The 14178-nt window shown below is 64.9% G+C and carries 18 protein-coding genes; 7 read left to right on the plus strand and 11 right to left on the minus strand.

From position 1 onward, the window contains the following. Positions 1–10 precede the first annotated feature (10 nt). Entirely contained in the window at positions 11–235 is a 225-nt protein-coding gene (locus tag AArcSl_RS16025; RefSeq protein WP_119822049.1) for a hypothetical protein, read from the minus strand. A gap of 93 nt (positions 236–328) precedes the next feature. Here AArcSl_RS16025 and AArcSl_RS16030 point away from each other — a divergent pair, with 93 nt between their 5' ends. Beyond that, positions 329–697, plus strand: coding sequence for a cupin domain-containing protein (locus AArcSl_RS16030; protein WP_119821401.1), 369 nt, complete (start codon positions 329–331; stop codon positions 695–697). Then, entirely contained in the window at positions 694–1422 is a 729-nt protein-coding gene (locus tag AArcSl_RS16035) for a hypothetical protein (RefSeq protein WP_217563473.1), read from the plus strand. Before AArcSl_RS16030 ends, AArcSl_RS16035 begins: the two co-directional genes overlap by 4 nt. A 34-nt stretch (positions 1423–1456) precedes the next feature. Here AArcSl_RS16035 and AArcSl_RS16040 read toward each other — a convergent pair whose 3' ends face one another. The 4 genes from AArcSl_RS16040 to AArcSl_RS16055 all read right to left on the minus strand — a co-directional run bounded on the left by AArcSl_RS16040 (position 1457) and on the right by AArcSl_RS16055 (position 5203). Further along, positions 1457–3340 (minus strand): carbon starvation CstA family protein, encoded by a 1884-nt coding sequence (locus tag AArcSl_RS16040; protein WP_119821403.1) that lies wholly within the window; start codon positions 3338–3340, stop codon positions 1457–1459. A 117-nt stretch (positions 3341–3457) separates the two neighbouring features. After that, complete coding sequence (locus tag AArcSl_RS16045) at positions 3458–4438, minus strand: ArsA family ATPase (RefSeq protein ID WP_119821405.1); 981 nt, start codon at positions 4436–4438, stop codon at positions 3458–3460. After that, positions 4438–4734, minus strand: coding sequence for a hypothetical protein (locus AArcSl_RS16050; protein WP_119821407.1), 297 nt, complete (start codon positions 4732–4734; stop codon positions 4438–4440). The genes AArcSl_RS16045 and AArcSl_RS16050 overlap by 1 nt, the downstream gene beginning before the upstream one ends. A gap of 91 nt (positions 4735–4825) precedes the next feature. Continuing rightward, positions 4826–5203 carry a VOC family protein gene (locus tag AArcSl_RS16055; RefSeq protein WP_119821409.1) on the minus strand — a complete coding sequence of 126 codons (378 nt, stop codon included), beginning with the start codon at positions 5201–5203 and terminating at the stop codon, positions 4826–4828. Between the two features lie 111 nt (positions 5204–5314). On the opposite strand from AArcSl_RS16055, the gene AArcSl_RS16060 reads away from it, so the two are divergent. Further along, positions 5315–6550 (plus strand): CobW family GTP-binding protein, encoded by a 1236-nt coding sequence (locus tag AArcSl_RS16060; protein WP_119821411.1) that lies wholly within the window; start codon positions 5315–5317, stop codon positions 6548–6550. 13 nt (positions 6551–6563) lie between these two features. On the opposite strand, the gene AArcSl_RS16065 is transcribed toward AArcSl_RS16060, so the two are convergent. Continuing rightward, positions 6564–6881 carry a hypothetical protein gene (locus tag AArcSl_RS16065; RefSeq protein ID WP_119821413.1) on the minus strand — a complete coding sequence of 106 codons (318 nt, stop codon included), beginning with the start codon at positions 6879–6881 and terminating at the stop codon, positions 6564–6566. Positions 6882–7292: 411 nt separating this feature from the next. Further along, the gene (locus AArcSl_RS17170) at positions 7293–7469 is read right to left on the minus strand and encodes a hypothetical protein (RefSeq protein WP_193588481.1); all 177 of its coding nucleotides are present in this window, start codon (positions 7467–7469) and stop codon (positions 7293–7295) included. A 110-nt stretch (positions 7470–7579) separates the two neighbouring features. Here AArcSl_RS17170 and AArcSl_RS16075 point away from each other — a divergent pair, with 110 nt between their 5' ends. From AArcSl_RS16075 to AArcSl_RS16085, 3 genes are all read left to right on the plus strand, one after another. Further along, complete coding sequence (locus tag AArcSl_RS16075) at positions 7580–8587, plus strand: CoA transferase subunit A (protein ID WP_119821417.1); 1008 nt, start codon at positions 7580–7582, stop codon at positions 8585–8587. A 4-nt stretch (positions 8588–8591) separates the two neighbouring features. Then, on the plus strand, positions 8592–9356 hold the full coding sequence (locus tag AArcSl_RS16080) for a CoA-transferase subunit beta (protein WP_119821419.1): 765 nt from the start codon (positions 8592–8594) through the stop codon (positions 9354–9356). 151 nt (positions 9357–9507) lie between these two features. Then, entirely contained in the window at positions 9508–10803 is a 1296-nt protein-coding gene (locus AArcSl_RS16085; protein ID WP_119821421.1) for an O-acetylhomoserine aminocarboxypropyltransferase/cysteine synthase family protein, read from the plus strand. Between the two features lie 29 nt (positions 10804–10832). Here the strand turns inward: AArcSl_RS16085 and AArcSl_RS16090 are convergent, their stop codons facing one another. Further along, positions 10833–11447 (minus strand): endonuclease dU, encoded by a 615-nt coding sequence (locus AArcSl_RS16090; protein WP_119821423.1) that lies wholly within the window; start codon positions 11445–11447, stop codon positions 10833–10835. 24 nt (positions 11448–11471) lie between these two features. Continuing rightward, a complete protein-coding gene (locus AArcSl_RS16095; protein WP_119821425.1) occupies positions 11472–11648 on the minus strand; it encodes a DUF5786 family protein in 177 nt (58 codons plus the stop codon). Positions 11649–11767: 119 nt separating this feature from the next. Here AArcSl_RS16095 and AArcSl_RS16100 point away from each other — a divergent pair, with 119 nt between their 5' ends. Continuing rightward, positions 11768–12394: an MBL fold metallo-hydrolase gene (locus AArcSl_RS16100; RefSeq protein WP_119821427.1), complete on the plus strand. Its 627-nt coding sequence runs from the start codon at positions 11768–11770 to the stop codon at positions 12392–12394. Between the two features lie 24 nt (positions 12395–12418). On the opposite strand, the gene AArcSl_RS16105 is transcribed toward AArcSl_RS16100, so the two are convergent. Together AArcSl_RS16105 and AArcSl_RS16110 are read right to left on the minus strand one after the other, a co-directional pair. Next, a complete protein-coding gene (locus AArcSl_RS16105; protein WP_119821429.1) occupies positions 12419–13504 on the minus strand; it encodes a lysylphosphatidylglycerol synthase transmembrane domain-containing protein in 1086 nt (361 codons plus the stop codon). Next, the gene (locus AArcSl_RS16110; protein ID WP_119821432.1) at positions 13501–14130 is read right to left on the minus strand and encodes a methyltransferase domain-containing protein; all 630 of its coding nucleotides are present in this window, start codon (positions 14128–14130) and stop codon (positions 13501–13503) included. The genes AArcSl_RS16105 and AArcSl_RS16110 overlap by 4 nt, the downstream gene beginning before the upstream one ends. Positions 14131–14178: the final 48 nt, after the last annotated feature.

Raw genomic sequence — 14178 nt, forward strand, 5'->3', positions numbered from 1 at the left:
CGAACGCGAGTCACCGACCAAACGTAACCCGTGTGGCCCACTCGTCGAGTCGGCGGCGGAGTCGAGAGAAGAACACTTCGTGACGGACGACCGAACGGAGTTCGTCCTCGTCGAGCTCGATCCTGGAGCCGTCGAACGGGTTCCTGCCACCCGTGTCCCCGTCCTCGGCGTCGGACGCGTCGACGACCGTCGAAACGCTGCATCGGCCGCACGCCTCGGTTCGTTTGCCTCCCATGTGTCTCACTCACACACTATTGGGAGGAAGGACGGTTAAACCTTGCCGGTGGCGACGAGAACTATTTAGCGCGGCGGCCGCACGTGTGTGTACATGGAATACCACGTCGTCGATCCCGACGTCGTCGATCCGGAACCCGATCGTCCGTCAGAAAAGCGATCGATAAGTGACGCGGCCGAACTCGACCAGGTCGGAGTCCACGTCTACGGGGTCGCCCCGGGGGAACAGGTGCCCTACGTGTACCACTATCACGACGAACAGGAGGAAATCCTGTACGTCCTCGAGGGAACCCTCTCGGTGGAGACGCCCGAGGAGACGTTCGAGGTCGAAGCGGGGCAAGCGTTCGTAGTCGAACCCGAGAGCCCTCACCGGGCGTACAACCCGGCCGGCGCCGATGCCCCTGTCCGCCTGCTTGCAGTTGGGGCCCCGGCAGTCGACGACGCCCACGAGTACGAACCATGAGCGAAACGGACGACTGGGAAATCGACAGCGACGACGAACCTGCCGTCGACGCGGACGACGAACCTGCCGTCGACGCGGACGACGAACCTGACGACGCTGTCGACAGGCCGACCGGGACAGGAACAACACGTACAGAGCGGGAGGAGGCAGACGGAAAACCGTCGGAGGTCCCCGTCTGGGACGACGACTATCTCGAGACGGTCAGCGGCCGGCTCCTGTTCAACTACGACCTGAAAAAAGCGCACCAGGTCGACGGCGAGCGGTTCGACCTGTACGGCCACATGGAGCTCCACAGCGAGAAACACTTCTTCCATCCGGCACTGTCGTTCGCCCACCACGTGTCACACGAGCACCTGTACGTCCGCCGAACTGATCGGGCGACCGAACGGGAGATCGACCGGCTCGTGGAACTCGGTCACGGCCTGGCAGACGAACTGATCGACGCAGACGAGGAACACTACTCGACGGACTTCACGTTCGTACTGGTCGTCCCTGAAATCCTCGATTCCGTCCGGTCTCGGGTGGAGAACCTCGACGAGCGGACGCTGTTAAAATACGGCTACTACGGCCATTACGAGATCAACGTCGTGGTCGTTGCCCCCGACCGGAAGGAACTCGTCGCGAACGACGGCGCCGACGTCGAGGAGGCGTTCCGGACCTGGGACCCGATCGAGAAAGAGGAACCTGGGTTGCTCGGACTGATCTCTCGACGGCTCGAGTTCTGAGGCACCATCGGAAACCGATTAAAAAACGCGTCCCTTAGTCGTCGTCGGGCGCGTCTGCGTCGGGCTCACCGCCGTCGGCAACGGCTGGTTCCTCGCCTATTCCACGCACCGCCTTGATGTTGCCGTATCCGATCCACACCAGGCTCACCGCCAGTCCGATGAGCGTCAGTGCGATGAGGACCTGGACAACCGCCGAGATCTGCGCGAGGAGTTCAGTCTCTGCGGGCGTGGTGATTCCCAGGAGCCGTCCCCCGAGAACCTGATACATCGACACCCACGTCAGACCGGCGATGGTAATAATCACCATCAACGCCATCGGGACGCCCGTGGAGATCAGTTGCTTGGTGTCGTCCCAGTTCGCGAGCCACACCGTCACTGTGAGCAGTGCCATCGCGGCCAGCAACTGGTTTGCGCCTCCGAACAAAGTCCAGAGGTCCTCCCACCGGCCGCTGCCGAGCAGGAAGAACGCCACGACGACGATGACCGACGTGTTGACGTAGCGGTTCGCTCCCGCCTCCTGGACCGAGGTCTCGGGGGTTCCGATGACCTCTTCGATCATGTATCGACCCAGACGGACAGCAGTGTCCATACTCGTCAACAGGAACGCGGACAAGACGAGAGCCATGAACACCTCGCCGACCGCGAAGGGGACGCCCAGCGCAGTGAGGATCGCGCCACCGCCGAGCGCGAAGTTCGGCAAGGCGAGCCCGATCCCGCCGGTGCCGGCCGGAATCGCGACAACCGCGACGGCGGAAAGCGCAACCGCGGCCAACAGCCCCTCGCCGAGCATGCCGCCGTAGCCGATTAGCCGAGCGTCCGTTTCCTTGTCGAGCTGTTTCGCGGTCGTCCCCGAGGACACGAGCGAGTGGAAGCCGCTGATCGTCCCACAGGCGATCGTAACGAACAGCAGCGGGAACAGCGGCATCAACGGAAGGTCACCCGCGAACGGGCTCCCGCCGCCGAAGAACCCGTACCAGGCGTCCTGCACGATCGTGAACGTGAGCTCGCCCCCGGTTTCGGGGTGTGTCGCGGTCATCCCGGTGATGAACGTTCCGACGATCACGGCGAGGATCGTTCCCCCGACCCCGGTGTACAGCAGGAACGACGACAGGTAGTCACGCGGCTGGAGCAGAATCCATACCGGGAGGACGCTTGCAGCACCGCCGTACACGAGCATTGTTATCACCCACGCACCGATGTTCGCGCTGCCGAGCAGTTCCGGAATGAAGCCGGGTGCTGTCTCGCCGAACACCACGATCGTTCCGGCGGCGTGGTCGCCGACGAAGGCGACCGGGTATTCGATCCCGATGAACACCGCCGCGAAGACGCCGGCGACGAAGATCACGGTCCCGATGGCGAACGACAGGTTCAACTGATACAGCCAGACGCCGAACACAAGCGCCAGGGCGATGTAAATGATCCCGGCTGTCGCCGCCGCCGGGTACGCGTCGAATACGACCGCGATGACCAGCGAGAACACTGCGACCACGAGGATGACCAGCAGGAACGCGAACCACAGCAGCATGTTCTTGCCCCTGTCGCCGACGTACTCGCCGATGATGTAGCCGATCGACTTCCCCTCGTGTCGCAGGCTGCTGGACAGCGAGGTGAAGTCGTGAACCGCGCCCAAAAGCGGGTTACCGATCGCGACCCACAGCACGGCCGGCACCCATCCCCAGATGAACGCGGCCGTGATCGGACCGACGATCGGGGCGCCACCCGCGATCGACGAATAGTGATGTCCGAGCAATACTGGTTTCTTTGCCGGTACGTACTCCTGCCCGTCCTGGTATTTGTGGGCTGGCGTCTCGCGACTGTCGTCGAGTTCGACGAACTGCGACAGGTAGCGTCCGTATCCCAGGTACGCCACCGTGAACGTTCCGAGCACCAGCGCCACGATCCATATTACCCCTGCCATAGGAAGTATGTAAATAGCTAACAAACATCCATTATAAAATTATGGATTGGGGAAATACGACGACAGCGTATCAATCAGACGCCACGTTCCGGGGGTAACGACAATGGCCGACAGGGACTAGGAGGGTTCGGACGCGTGTGTTGCCGCCGCCGGGTCGATCGCGAGTTCGTCGGCGACGTCCTCGAGGAGGTCGCCTTTGACTTCGCGGACGCGGTTCTCGATCTGGGCGACGACCGGAACCGAAAAGGAGTCGTGGATCGCCGCGAGTCGCTCCTGCTCGGTTTCGACTCGTTCGCGAAGATACCGGGCGCCTCGGCCGTCCTCGTCGGGATCCGGCGCCGGTGTGAGCTTGTTGACGACCAGCCCTGCAACGTCGAGTTCGCTCTCCTCGAGGGCGTCGACCGCCCGTCGCGTCTCCCGGATCGACAGCTCGTCGGGGTTGAGAACCAGATGGAAGACGGCGTCCTCTCGGAGCGTTTTCCCGGCGAATGCGAACGTTTCCTTGCGCTCCTCGAGGCGGGCGAGGATCGGGTCACCCTCCATCATCCGTCTGGCCTGGCGGTCGCCGATCGCGGCGCGTTCGAAGTTCTTGATGCTCTTTTTCCGCTTGTGATGCAGGCGGTCGATCCACTTTTCGAGGTACTCCGGCAGCGCGAGCAGCCGGAGCGTCCCGCCGGTGGGCGAGGTGTCGAACACCACCCGATCGTACGGGTCAGAGTCGCGCATCACGTCGATAAACCGGTCGAACAGCGCTGCCTCGTAGGCGCCCGGCGTCCGGTGTGCCATCTCGAGCTGCATGGAGATCTCGTTTACCATCGCCGGGCTGAGCTGCTGGCCGAGCTGCCGGCGGATCTCCTGGCGATGCCGGTCGACCTCCTCTTCGGGGTCGATCTCCATCGCGTGGAGCCGGTCGACCCCCTCGACAGGCTCGGGATCGTCGGAAAACGGCTGGTCGAACACGTCGGCGGTGCTGTGGGCAGGATCCGTGGAAACCAGAAGTGTCTCCAGGCCGGCGCGAGCGCATTTGAGCCCGAACGCCGAGGAGACGGTGGTCTTTCCGACGCCGCCCTTGCCGCCGAAGAAGGTGAACGTCGCCATCAGAAGTGGTACTGCTGTCCTTTCCGCTCGAGCAGCGTGTCCCGGTCCCACATCCGACGCTGCCAGGCCTCGTACTCGTCTTCGAGGTACGGCAGCAGCTCCGCAGTGTAGTACGACACCGGGCTCGGGATCCCGAAGGCGTCGGGGAAACACGCCAGCATGAACGCGTCTTCCAGATCCTCGGCCTCCTTTTCTATCTTCTCGTAAGCCGGATGCGTGAGCAGGCCGTGGTACAGCCCCCTGAGCCACTCGTCGAGCGTCTCCAGGAACGCGTTGATACGGGAACTTAGCTCCATGTAACCGCGTATGGACGCCACGGGGCAAAAACTCCTCCGGCGATGCAGGGCGCAGGGCGCAGTCGGGCCGTTTCGACCGCTGCCGTCCCCCTTATTCGAGGTGTTCGACGAACTCGACGACGTAGCCGTTCGGATCGCAGACGAACGCCGCCCTGACGTCGATGTGATCCATCGTGACTGGTTCGACTTCGACCTCACAGCCGGTTTCCTCGACCACGTGTTCGTATGTCGCGTCTGTGTCCTCGACTTCGATCGCGACGTGATCGATGCCGGCTGGGTCCGGAACGGATTCGCCGTCGGGATCGTACTTGAACTGGATTTCGGCCCCCGACTCGGTTCCGACGTACACGTTTTCGACGCCATCGTCGGCCGTGAATCCCCAGACCCGATCGAGGTCGAGCACGTCGGTGTAGAACGCGAGTGTCGCTTCGAGGTCGTCGGTCCAGAGTGCCGTGTGGATGAGTTCCATGCGCGATCATCAAGGGCTGGCTGCATAACAGTTGAGGTGGGATCGCCCGAGGAGAGACGTCATCGAGGCGCACCCGTGGGATCAAGTAGCTCGGCGACCGATGAGCCTCCAATGACCACGTCGAAGATTCCCGTCACGCTGCTCAGCGGGAGCCTCGGAGCCGGCAAGACGAGTACGCTGAACCACCTGCTCGTGAACGCCGGAAATCGCCGGATCGCGGTGCTGGTCAACGACATGGGAGAGATCAACATCGACGCCGAACTGCTCTCGGCGGGCACGGACGTCGCCGCCGACGGCGGGATCGCCGAGCTGTCGAACGGTTGTATCTGCTGTGAGCGCCAGGACGACCTGGAGACGGAGGTCGCCCGGCTCGCGGACGAACGAGACTTTGACTACCTGGTCGTCGAGGCGTCGGGAATAAGCGAGCCGGAACCGGTCGCCCGGCTGTTCACGACCGCCTCCCGGGCGGCGGCCGCCTACGAGCTCGACACCCTCGCGACTGTCGTCGACGCGACGCAGTTCCTCGAGACGTTCGACGATAGCGAGACGGTCGAGCGCAAAACGGCCCCCGGGGCGGAAGACAGGCCACTCTCGGATCTCCTCGTCGAGCAGATCGAAACCGCCAACGTCCTGCTTTTGAACAAGTGCGATCTCGTCGACGACGAGGAACTCGAACTGGCCGAGGAACTGCTTTCGACGCTCAATCCCGGCGCGAAGGTGGTCCGGACCGTCCACGGGCAGATCGATCCCGAGGAGATTCTCGCTACTGGATGCTTCGACCCGGACAACCTCGGCGAGGTCGGCGGGGCGCCGACGTTCGAGATCGACCATCCCGAAGACGGACATCACGACCACGAACACGATCACGACCACGATCACGCGACGCCCGAGCGAACGTACGGGATCACCTCGATCAGTTATCGGCGGCGCCGACCGTTCCACCCCGAGCGGCTGTGGGAGGTCGTGAACGACCTCCCGGGAGCGGTCGTCCGGTCGAAGGGACTGTGCTGGCTCGCGGGCCAGGACGACGTGGCAGTGTCGTACAGCCAGGCCGGCCCGACCGTGCGGTTCGAGGCCGTCGGGCCGTGGATCGCGGGGCTTCCGGAAATCGAACGGGACCTGTACCGCGACGGCAATCGCGACCTGCCGTGGGACGACGAACACGGCGACCGCCGCACGGAACTCGTGTTCATCGGCCACGACGTCGACGACGCGGGGATCACAGAGCGTCTCGACGCCTGTCTCGTGACCGACGACGAATGGGAGAACATGGGACGGAAACCCACCGATCAGGGGGCCGGGTATCCGACGGAAATCGGCGCGTCAGTCGAGATCGACCTCCGGTAGTCCACCTCGCGGCCTAGCGGACCTGGATCGCAAACAGCGCCAGGACGACGATCACGCCGACGAGAATCGCGTACAGGAACTTCCGGAACCGGACTTCCGCTGGAACTTCCTCCCGCACAGTCGGGTTCGCGGTCCAGACCAGCCGGTGGTACGCCACCGCGACCGACGCGACGGCGATCCCGACCGAGATCCCGACTGCGACCGGGAGGTCCACGCTCAATCCGAGCAGATACACCGGCCCCCAGGCTATCGCGATCGTGACGGCCAGAAGCGCCACGACCAGGAACGGCACGGGATCGATCGGCGTCCCATCGCGGTTCCGGAGCCGCATCGACCGTACGTAGGGAGTTGTGCTAAAAAGCGTGTCGTATGCTATCACACGAAATCGTGACGACGATTGGTCGAAACCGCCGCGGGCGGACGACATTCGATTGTGCAAGCTGGACACACATCCGAGGCAAAGCTATTTATTCGATAGCTGTAGCGGATTTATGGGCATACTCGACGCTGTACGGGATCTGTTTTCGGAACCGCCACAGCAACGATCCTCGAAATCGGAGTCAGTCGGCGCATACTGGTGTCACGACTGTGCCGAACGAGTACCCGGGAGCGACCAGACGGAGGACACCGCTCCCGAGTGTCCTTCCTGCGGGGAGGAGATGTCCTTCGAACGATCGCCCGGGACGGCGAGTTGTGCCTGCTGAGTTCGCGGTGACGTGCCCGGTCGACCGGCGGACCGCGGTCAGCTGACGAGCACGTGCGTGAGGACGATCAGTGCCGCCGTCGCGATTAGATACGTCTGCAGCGTGAACTCCACTGCGCCAATGAAGTCCAGCCCCAATAGCGCGACGTAGACGAACGCCGCCGACAGGATCACGTTCATCACGAAGTGGACCCGAGGATCTCCCTTTGACGCCATCGACAACACCGTCGGTTCGGGCGCCCTTAAACCTCCGTCCGTGCCCGTCCGCCGCGAAAAGTCGGTGCAGTCAAGGGGAGAATGGTCGTAGCTCCGGACGTGACCGCACGATGAACGTCATCGAGGAGGGCAACGGCGAACTGGTCGGCTGGGAGCATCCCGACGACGCCAGGCAGTGGATGGCAGAAGAGAAGTCCCGGGCGTTCGAGGACAAACGGATGACTGCCGCCGAGGCGGTCGATGCGTACGTCGAGGACGGCGACCTGATCGCCGGCGGTGGGTTCGGACACGTCAGGATCTCGACGCCGATCCTCCACGAGATCATCCGTCAGGACGTGACCGATCTCGTCGTCTCGGGCAAGACCGCCGTCTTCGATCTCGACTTACTGATCGGAGCGGGACAGGTCGCGGGCGTCGAGGTCGCCTACTCGTTCGGCCACGAGACGCGGGGGCTGGCACCCGCCTCCCGGCGGAAGGTCGAAAGCGGGGAGGTCGAGGTCGTCGCCGAGGCGAGCAACGGCGCGCTCCAGTGGCGCTTCCTCGCCGCCAGCATGGGGATCCCGTTCGTCCCCGCCCGGATCATGGCGGGGACTGAGACGTTCGAGAAGAGCTCCGCGAAAGTCGTCGAGGATCCCTGGAGCGGTGAGCGGATAACGCTGGTTCCGGCTTGCTATCCAGACGTCGCCGCGATCCACGTTTCGAAGGCAGACAGGTACGGCAACGCGGTGATCGACGGTATCGCCGTCGAGGATCCCCAGCTCGCGGGCGCGGCAAAGCGGCTGCTCGTCACCGCAGAGGAGATCGTCGACACCGAGGAGATCCGCGCGGATCCCGACGCGACCGACATCCCCTTCTTCCAGGTCGACGCGGTCGTCGAGGCGCCCTACGGGAGCCATCCGGGGGAGATGCCTCGCCGGTACTACTTCGACGAGGAGCATCTCGCCGAGTGGATCGAGCTGTCGGAAACCGAGGAGGGAGCCCGAGAGTACGTCGAGGGGTACGTTACCGGTACCGACGACTTCCGGGAGTATCTGGAGGCGGTCGGCGGCGAGGAGAAACTCGCCGAACTGGAAGCGATCGAACGGTACGAACGGGAAGCCGATTACCCATGGGCGTGAACGCATGACTGCAGAGTACACCGACACCGAACTGCTGACGACGGTCGCATCGAAGATCCTCGAGGACGAACGCACTGTAATGGTCGGGACGGGGATGCCGATGCTGGCGGCGATGCTGGCACAGCGCACCCACGCCCCGGACGTCACCCTCGTTTACGAGGCGGGCGGGATCGGCGCCGACGCCCCTGCCCTCCCCGTCTCGGTCGGCGACGAGCGCACGTTCCACCGGGCGCTGACGGCGGCGGGCATGCACGAAGTGATGTCCTACGGGCAGGCCGGGCTGATCGACTACGGCTTCCTCGGCGGCGCACAGATCGACCGCTACGGCAACCTCAACTCGACTGTCATCGGCGACTGGGAGTCGCCGGCGGTCCGCTTCCCCGGCAGCGGCGGTGCCAACGATATCGGCTCGTGGGCCAACGAGACCATCATCGCGATGCGGCAGCGCGAGCAGTCGTTCGTCGAGGAACTCGACTTCCGGACGACCCCGGGGTACCTCGACGGTCCGGGCGCCCGCGAGGAGGCCGGTCTCCCCCGCGAGACCGGTCCCAGCCGGGTGATCACCCAGCTCGGTGTCTACCGATTCGACGAGGACACCCGCGAGATGACGCTGGACGCGCTGCATCCGGGCGTCGAACTCGAGGAAATTCACGAGCACAGCGGCTTCGAGATCCACGTCCCAGACGACTACGGCCGGAGTCCCGAACCCACCGACGAGGAACTCCGGTTGCTTCGCGAGGAAATCGATCCTCGGGGGATCATTCGGTGAGCGTTCTGGTCCGTTCGATGGCGGCCTGCGAAACGGCCACCGCGCGGTTGGCATCGGGATCGAAACCGACTGTTTTTGCCGGCGTTGGAGACACCGGCAGGTCCTGACCCGGCCTCGATGGTTTAGGAGGGAGCCCGTCGTAGGAGAGATCATGCCAGAAGATTCGGACGGCTACCGGTTCGACACGAGAAGCGTTCACGACGGCGAAGCGCCCGACCCCGCAACGAACGCGCGGGCGCCGCCGATCCACCAGACGACGTCGTACGTCTTCGACGACGCCGACCACGCGGCTCGACTGTTCGCACTCGAGGAGGAAGGATTCATCTACAGTCGCCTGTTGAACCCGACGGTCGCCCGGCTTGGCGAGAAGCTCGCCTCGCTGGAGGGTGGCGTCGGCGCGGTTCCGACCGCGTCCGGGATGGCCGCACTGGACCTGGCGACGTTCCTGCTCGCGGAATCCGGCGACAACATTGTCACCGCCTCGTCGCTATACGGTGGGACATACACCTACCTCACCCACTCGGTCGAGCGTCGGGGGATCGAGACGCGGTTCGTCGACACCCTCGATTACGAGGCCTACGAGGAGGCGATCGACGACGACACCGCCTATCTCCACTGTGAAACCATCGGCAACCCGGCGCTGGACATCCCAGACCTCCAGCGGCTTGCCGACATCGCACACGACAACGGGATCCCCTTCTTCGTCGACAACACGTTCGCGACGCCGGTGCAGTGTCGCCCCCTCGAACACGGCGCAGATCTCGTCTGGGAGTCGACGACGAAGTGGATCCACGGGGCGGGCTCGACGATCGGCGGCGTACTCGTCGACGGGGGCTCGTTCCCGTGGGCGGAGTACGCCGACGACTACCCCGAAATCGCCCAGGAGAACCCGGCGTATCACGGCGTCAACTTCGCCGAACGGTTCGGCGACGCCGCGTTCACCTACGCCGCGATCGCCCGCGGCCTTCGCGACATCGGCAGCGCCCAGTCCCCGTTCGACGCGTGGGTGACCCTCCAGAAGCTCGAGACGCTACCGCTCCGGATCCAGCGCCACGTCGAGAACGCCCAGGCCGTCGCGGAATACCTCGCCGAGCACCCGGAGGTGTCGTGGGTGAACTACCCCGGCCTCGAGAGCCATCCGACCCACGACGAGGCCACCGAGTATCTCGACGGCTACGGGAGCATGATCACGTTCGGCCTGGAAGAAGGCTACGAGGCCGCCAGAACCACCGTCGAATCGACGGAGCTGGCGTCGCTGCTCGCGAACGTCGGCGACGCGAAGACGCTCGTGATCCATCCGGCCAGCACCACCCACCAGCAGCTCTCCGATGCGGAACTCGAGGCGGCGGGCGTCACCGACGACATGGTGCGGCTGTCGGTCGGCATCGAGGATCCACAGGATATCATCGAAGACCTCGAGGCGGCCATCGAGACGGCGACGTCGTAGCGTGCGACAGGTAGCGAGGCGCAGTTCCACTAGCAATCGATGCCGTTCTCGCCGCCGCGGGCGTCGACCTCGGCAGCCACCCGAACCGCCCCGGCCGCGAGCTGTGCCACCCGGATCGGCTCGGGAACGACCCCCTCGGACTCGTCGCGGTTGTCGCGTTCGTCGGGGGTTGCCGCCCGGACGATCTCGTCGGCCCGGTCCTCGCTACAGCCGACCGCGCGGACGTACAGTCGACCCTCCCCGACGTCGACGGCACGTCTCGGTGGCAGCGTTCGGTAGATCTGCAGTCGCTCTTCGAGGGCTGCTCCTGAAAAGTGTTCCCGGAGGGCCGGTTCGAGGCCGGGGCTCGACTCGAAGGAGATCGAAAGCACCGGTCGGTCGACGCCGTCGTGGATCCGGTGGAGGTCATAGAGGTTGAACCACGCCGGAGCGATTCCCGAAAGCAGAACTGCTCGGCAGTCTTCACGATCGAGACGGTCGAAAAGCGACAGAACAGACTCCGTGGCCTCCAGCCCGCCGACGGTACAGCTTGCGAGCGAAAACCCGTCGACGACCCGATCGACACGGACGAGTGCCCCGGCGAGGTAGCTCCGCTCGGCGGCGTCGGAGGTGGCGATGCCCAGCAGCCTGGCGCCCGGTTTCATTCCCAGGGAGTCACTCCCCTGCGATCACTCGCCTTTGATCTCCTTGAGCCGGTCGAGGAGTTCGTCGTTGGACGCTTCGAACTCGAACTCGACGCTCCCCTCGTGGTCGTTTTCGGCCGTCTGGATCCCACCAGAGTCCTCGAAATCGGCGTCGAGTTCCTGTTTCTCCTGTTCGGATTCGTCGTAGCTCCCGAAGCCCATACGAAGACTCATAGCCGTTCCGTAGGGAAAAATCCCCCGCCCGTTGTTGTGCGTGTCATCGGCGGGCGCGAGACGGCCTCGGCCGCTGGCTTTTCCTCGCCAGCGGTCGATCGATCGGTATGGAGCCGATTACCGTCACCGACGGCGCAGAACGGTTCACCTGCAACGCCTACCTCCTGACGGAGGGGACGACGACACTCGTGGACGTGGGAACCGTCCCCGGAGTCGAAGACGAGGTTGCCGAGCACGTCGAGGGGCTCGATCGGGTGGTGCTCACCCACCAGCACGGCGATCACGTCGCGGAACTCGACGCAATCCTCGATCGGTTCGATCCGGACTGTTACGCCTACGCCGATCATCCCGGGCGGACACACGCGATCGACGACGGCGACGAGATACGGATCGGAACCGAGACCGCCGAGGTCGTCTACACGCCGGGACACGCCGACGATCACGTCAGTCTGGTCGGCGAAACCGCGCTGTTCAGCGGCGACGTCGTCGTCTACAACGACGGCGCGTTCGACGACGGTTCCTTCGGCCGGACCGACATGGCCGGCCAGTCCCGGGAGCGACTGATCGAGAGCCTGGAGACGCTGCTCGATCGACTCCCCGACTCCGTGACTGCAATGTACGCCGGCCACGGAGACCCCTTCGAGGCGAGTTCGGACGGCGATTCCGTCAGTGACGTGATCGAACGGGCGCTGCGGCGGGCAAAGCGGCGGGAACCCAAATATCCCGACGAGTGAGCAGGGAGGAGACTCCCGGGAACGTCAGCCGCTTCCCCGGCCGAGCAGTTCCCCGGTCGTCTCGGCGACCCCTTGCAGCGACGGCACCGCGTCGTCGACAGTGAGAAGCAGTCCCGTCGTCGCCGCCGAGAGGGCAAGCGGGAACCAGAACGTGACGACCCGACCCAAAAGCGCGATCGAGAGCCCGTCGACGAACGGGACGCCGGCGGCGACGTACACCAGCGCGAGCGTCCCCTCGAACGTCCCCGTACCGCCGGGAGAGATCGGCGCGAGGCTCACCAGATACGCGAGATACGTGCCGACGAACGCGACCGTCACGCCGGCGTCGACACCCAGCGTGACGGCGACGACGTAGATCTTGAGGGGATACACCACCCACAGGAGAAACGCGAGCGCGTACAGCCAGTACCGGCTACGACGGTCCAGCAACGTCCCCGCCTCCCGGAGAACCGACCGAAACGTCGAGATTCCGCGGGAGAGCGGGCCTGCCTCCTGGCCGGCGCCGTCCGCGGCGATCGGCTCGGCGGTCGAATACTCGTCTACAGTCGACTCCTCGGACGCCACGGGGCCCGATCCGTCCCGTTTTCGCCGCCGCAACAGCGAAAACAGCACCGAGAGAACAGCGACGACGCCGACGAATCCCCCGACGGCGGCGTACGCGCCCGAGGAAACCGTCACGTCCGTCCGGGTGACCGCGACGGCGACAGTGCCGACGACGAGCACCGCAAGCGGGGGCAGCGAGACGTACTTCTGGGCGAGCAGCACCGACGAAAGGGTGTCGTACGCGGCGTCGGTCGTCCGCTCGAACAGGTACACCGTTGCAGCCATCCCGCCCAGTTTCGAGGAGGGAGTTGCGCTCTCGACGAACGTGCCCGCAAGCGTCACCACGGCGGCCAGTCGGAACGAAACCCCGGTCCCGGCCCGGTCGAGGAGATACTGCCACTGGTAGGCGACGACTCCGAGGGTGATCACCTGCACGCCACAGAGGGCCAAAAGGACCAGCGGGTTCCCCCGACGCAGCGCCGTCGACAGCTCCCGCCAGCCGGCAGCGACCGTCAACCCGGCCAGCAGGGCGATCCCGACGAGCCACAGCAGGTGCTTTCGCCTCATGTGTCAGTGGGGAGAGTCTCCGTCTTCCGCCCGTCGAACAGCGCCGACCGACCGAACGCGAACGCGGGTTGGGCGACCGAGTCGATCGGCTCGTAGCCGTCGGGCAGCGATCCGTACGCTGCGGCAAACGCCGGCCGGGGACGGCGGACGACGATGCGGTCGGGGCCGCAGTCCACCGATCGGAGGTGGTCGACGATCTCGGTTTTGGGCCCCGCCTGGACCGCCACGAACGCGACGTCGAGCGAGTCGACGTCCAGCGACGTCGGGGACAGCTGCGCCCCGTCGCCGGCGACGAGTTCGATCCGGGCGCCACTGCCGGAACGAGTCAACGTTCGCCGAGCGTCTGCAATGGCGTCCCGGTCGCAGTCGAGCGCATACACGGTCGCCCGAGAGCACTCCGCGATCAGCGCTGCCGTGTACGGCAACGCCCCACAGCCCACGGCGAGGACGCGATCGGACGCGTCTACATCCGCGATCGCCATCTCCCGGCGGACGAGGGGGCGATACAACTCGACGAGCAACTCGAACAGCCACGGAAGCGAGGCGAAGGACTGCTCGAGGCCGGCGAAGACGTGTTTCAACACGCCCCGGTTTGCGCCGGTGTCGGTCGACGATGGCGGCGACACGGTAATCTCGAGTTTCGCTAAATCAAATTAGCTTGTAAACCTTCCGAC

Source organism: Halalkaliarchaeum desulfuricum (genome assembly GCF_002952775.1).
GTDB lineage: Archaea > Halobacteriota > Halobacteria > Halobacteriales > Haloferacaceae > Halalkaliarchaeum > Halalkaliarchaeum desulfuricum.

Coding starts and splice junctions, on each gene's coding strand:
- AArcSl_RS16080 (WP_119821419.1), top strand. CDS start 8,592: ATGACTGCAGAGTACACCGACACCGAACTGCTGACGACGGTCGCATCG.
- AArcSl_RS16095 (WP_119821425.1), bottom strand. CDS start 11,648: ATGGGCTTCGGGAGCTACGACGAATCCGAACAGGAGAAACAGGAACTC.
- AArcSl_RS16075 (WP_119821417.1), top strand. CDS start 7,580: ATGAACGTCATCGAGGAGGGCAACGGCGAACTGGTCGGCTGGGAGCAT.
- AArcSl_RS16060 (WP_119821411.1), top strand. CDS start 5,315: ATGACCACGTCGAAGATTCCCGTCACGCTGCTCAGCGGGAGCCTCGGA.
- AArcSl_RS16085 (WP_119821421.1), top strand. CDS start 9,508: ATGCCAGAAGATTCGGACGGCTACCGGTTCGACACGAGAAGCGTTCAC.
- AArcSl_RS16040 (WP_119821403.1), bottom strand. CDS start 3,340: ATGGCAGGGGTAATATGGATCGTGGCGCTGGTGCTCGGAACGTTCACG.
- AArcSl_RS16050 (WP_119821407.1), bottom strand. CDS start 4,734: ATGGAGCTAAGTTCCCGTATCAACGCGTTCCTGGAGACGCTCGACGAG.
- AArcSl_RS16105 (WP_119821429.1), bottom strand. CDS start 13,504: ATGAGGCGAAAGCACCTGCTGTGGCTCGTCGGGATCGCCCTGCTGGCC.
- AArcSl_RS16030 (WP_119821401.1), top strand. CDS start 329: ATGGAATACCACGTCGTCGATCCCGACGTCGTCGATCCGGAACCCGAT.
- AArcSl_RS16045 (WP_119821405.1), bottom strand. CDS start 4,438: ATGGCGACGTTCACCTTCTTCGGCGGCAAGGGCGGCGTCGGAAAGACC.
- AArcSl_RS16025 (WP_119822049.1), bottom strand. CDS start 235: ATGGGAGGCAAACGAACCGAGGCGTGCGGCCGATGCAGCGTTTCGACG.
- AArcSl_RS16090 (WP_119821423.1), bottom strand. CDS start 11,447: ATGAAACCGGGCGCCAGGCTGCTGGGCATCGCCACCTCCGACGCCGCC.
- AArcSl_RS16100 (WP_119821427.1), top strand. CDS start 11,768: ATGGAGCCGATTACCGTCACCGACGGCGCAGAACGGTTCACCTGCAAC.
- AArcSl_RS17170 (WP_193588481.1), bottom strand. CDS start 7,469: ATGGCGTCAAAGGGAGATCCTCGGGTCCACTTCGTGATGAACGTGATC.
- AArcSl_RS16065 (WP_119821413.1), bottom strand. CDS start 6,881: ATGCGGCTCCGGAACCGCGATGGGACGCCGATCGATCCCGTGCCGTTC.
- AArcSl_RS16035 (WP_217563473.1), top strand. CDS start 694: ATGAGCGAAACGGACGACTGGGAAATCGACAGCGACGACGAACCTGCC.
- AArcSl_RS16055 (WP_119821409.1), bottom strand. CDS start 5,203: ATGGAACTCATCCACACGGCACTCTGGACCGACGACCTCGAAGCGACA.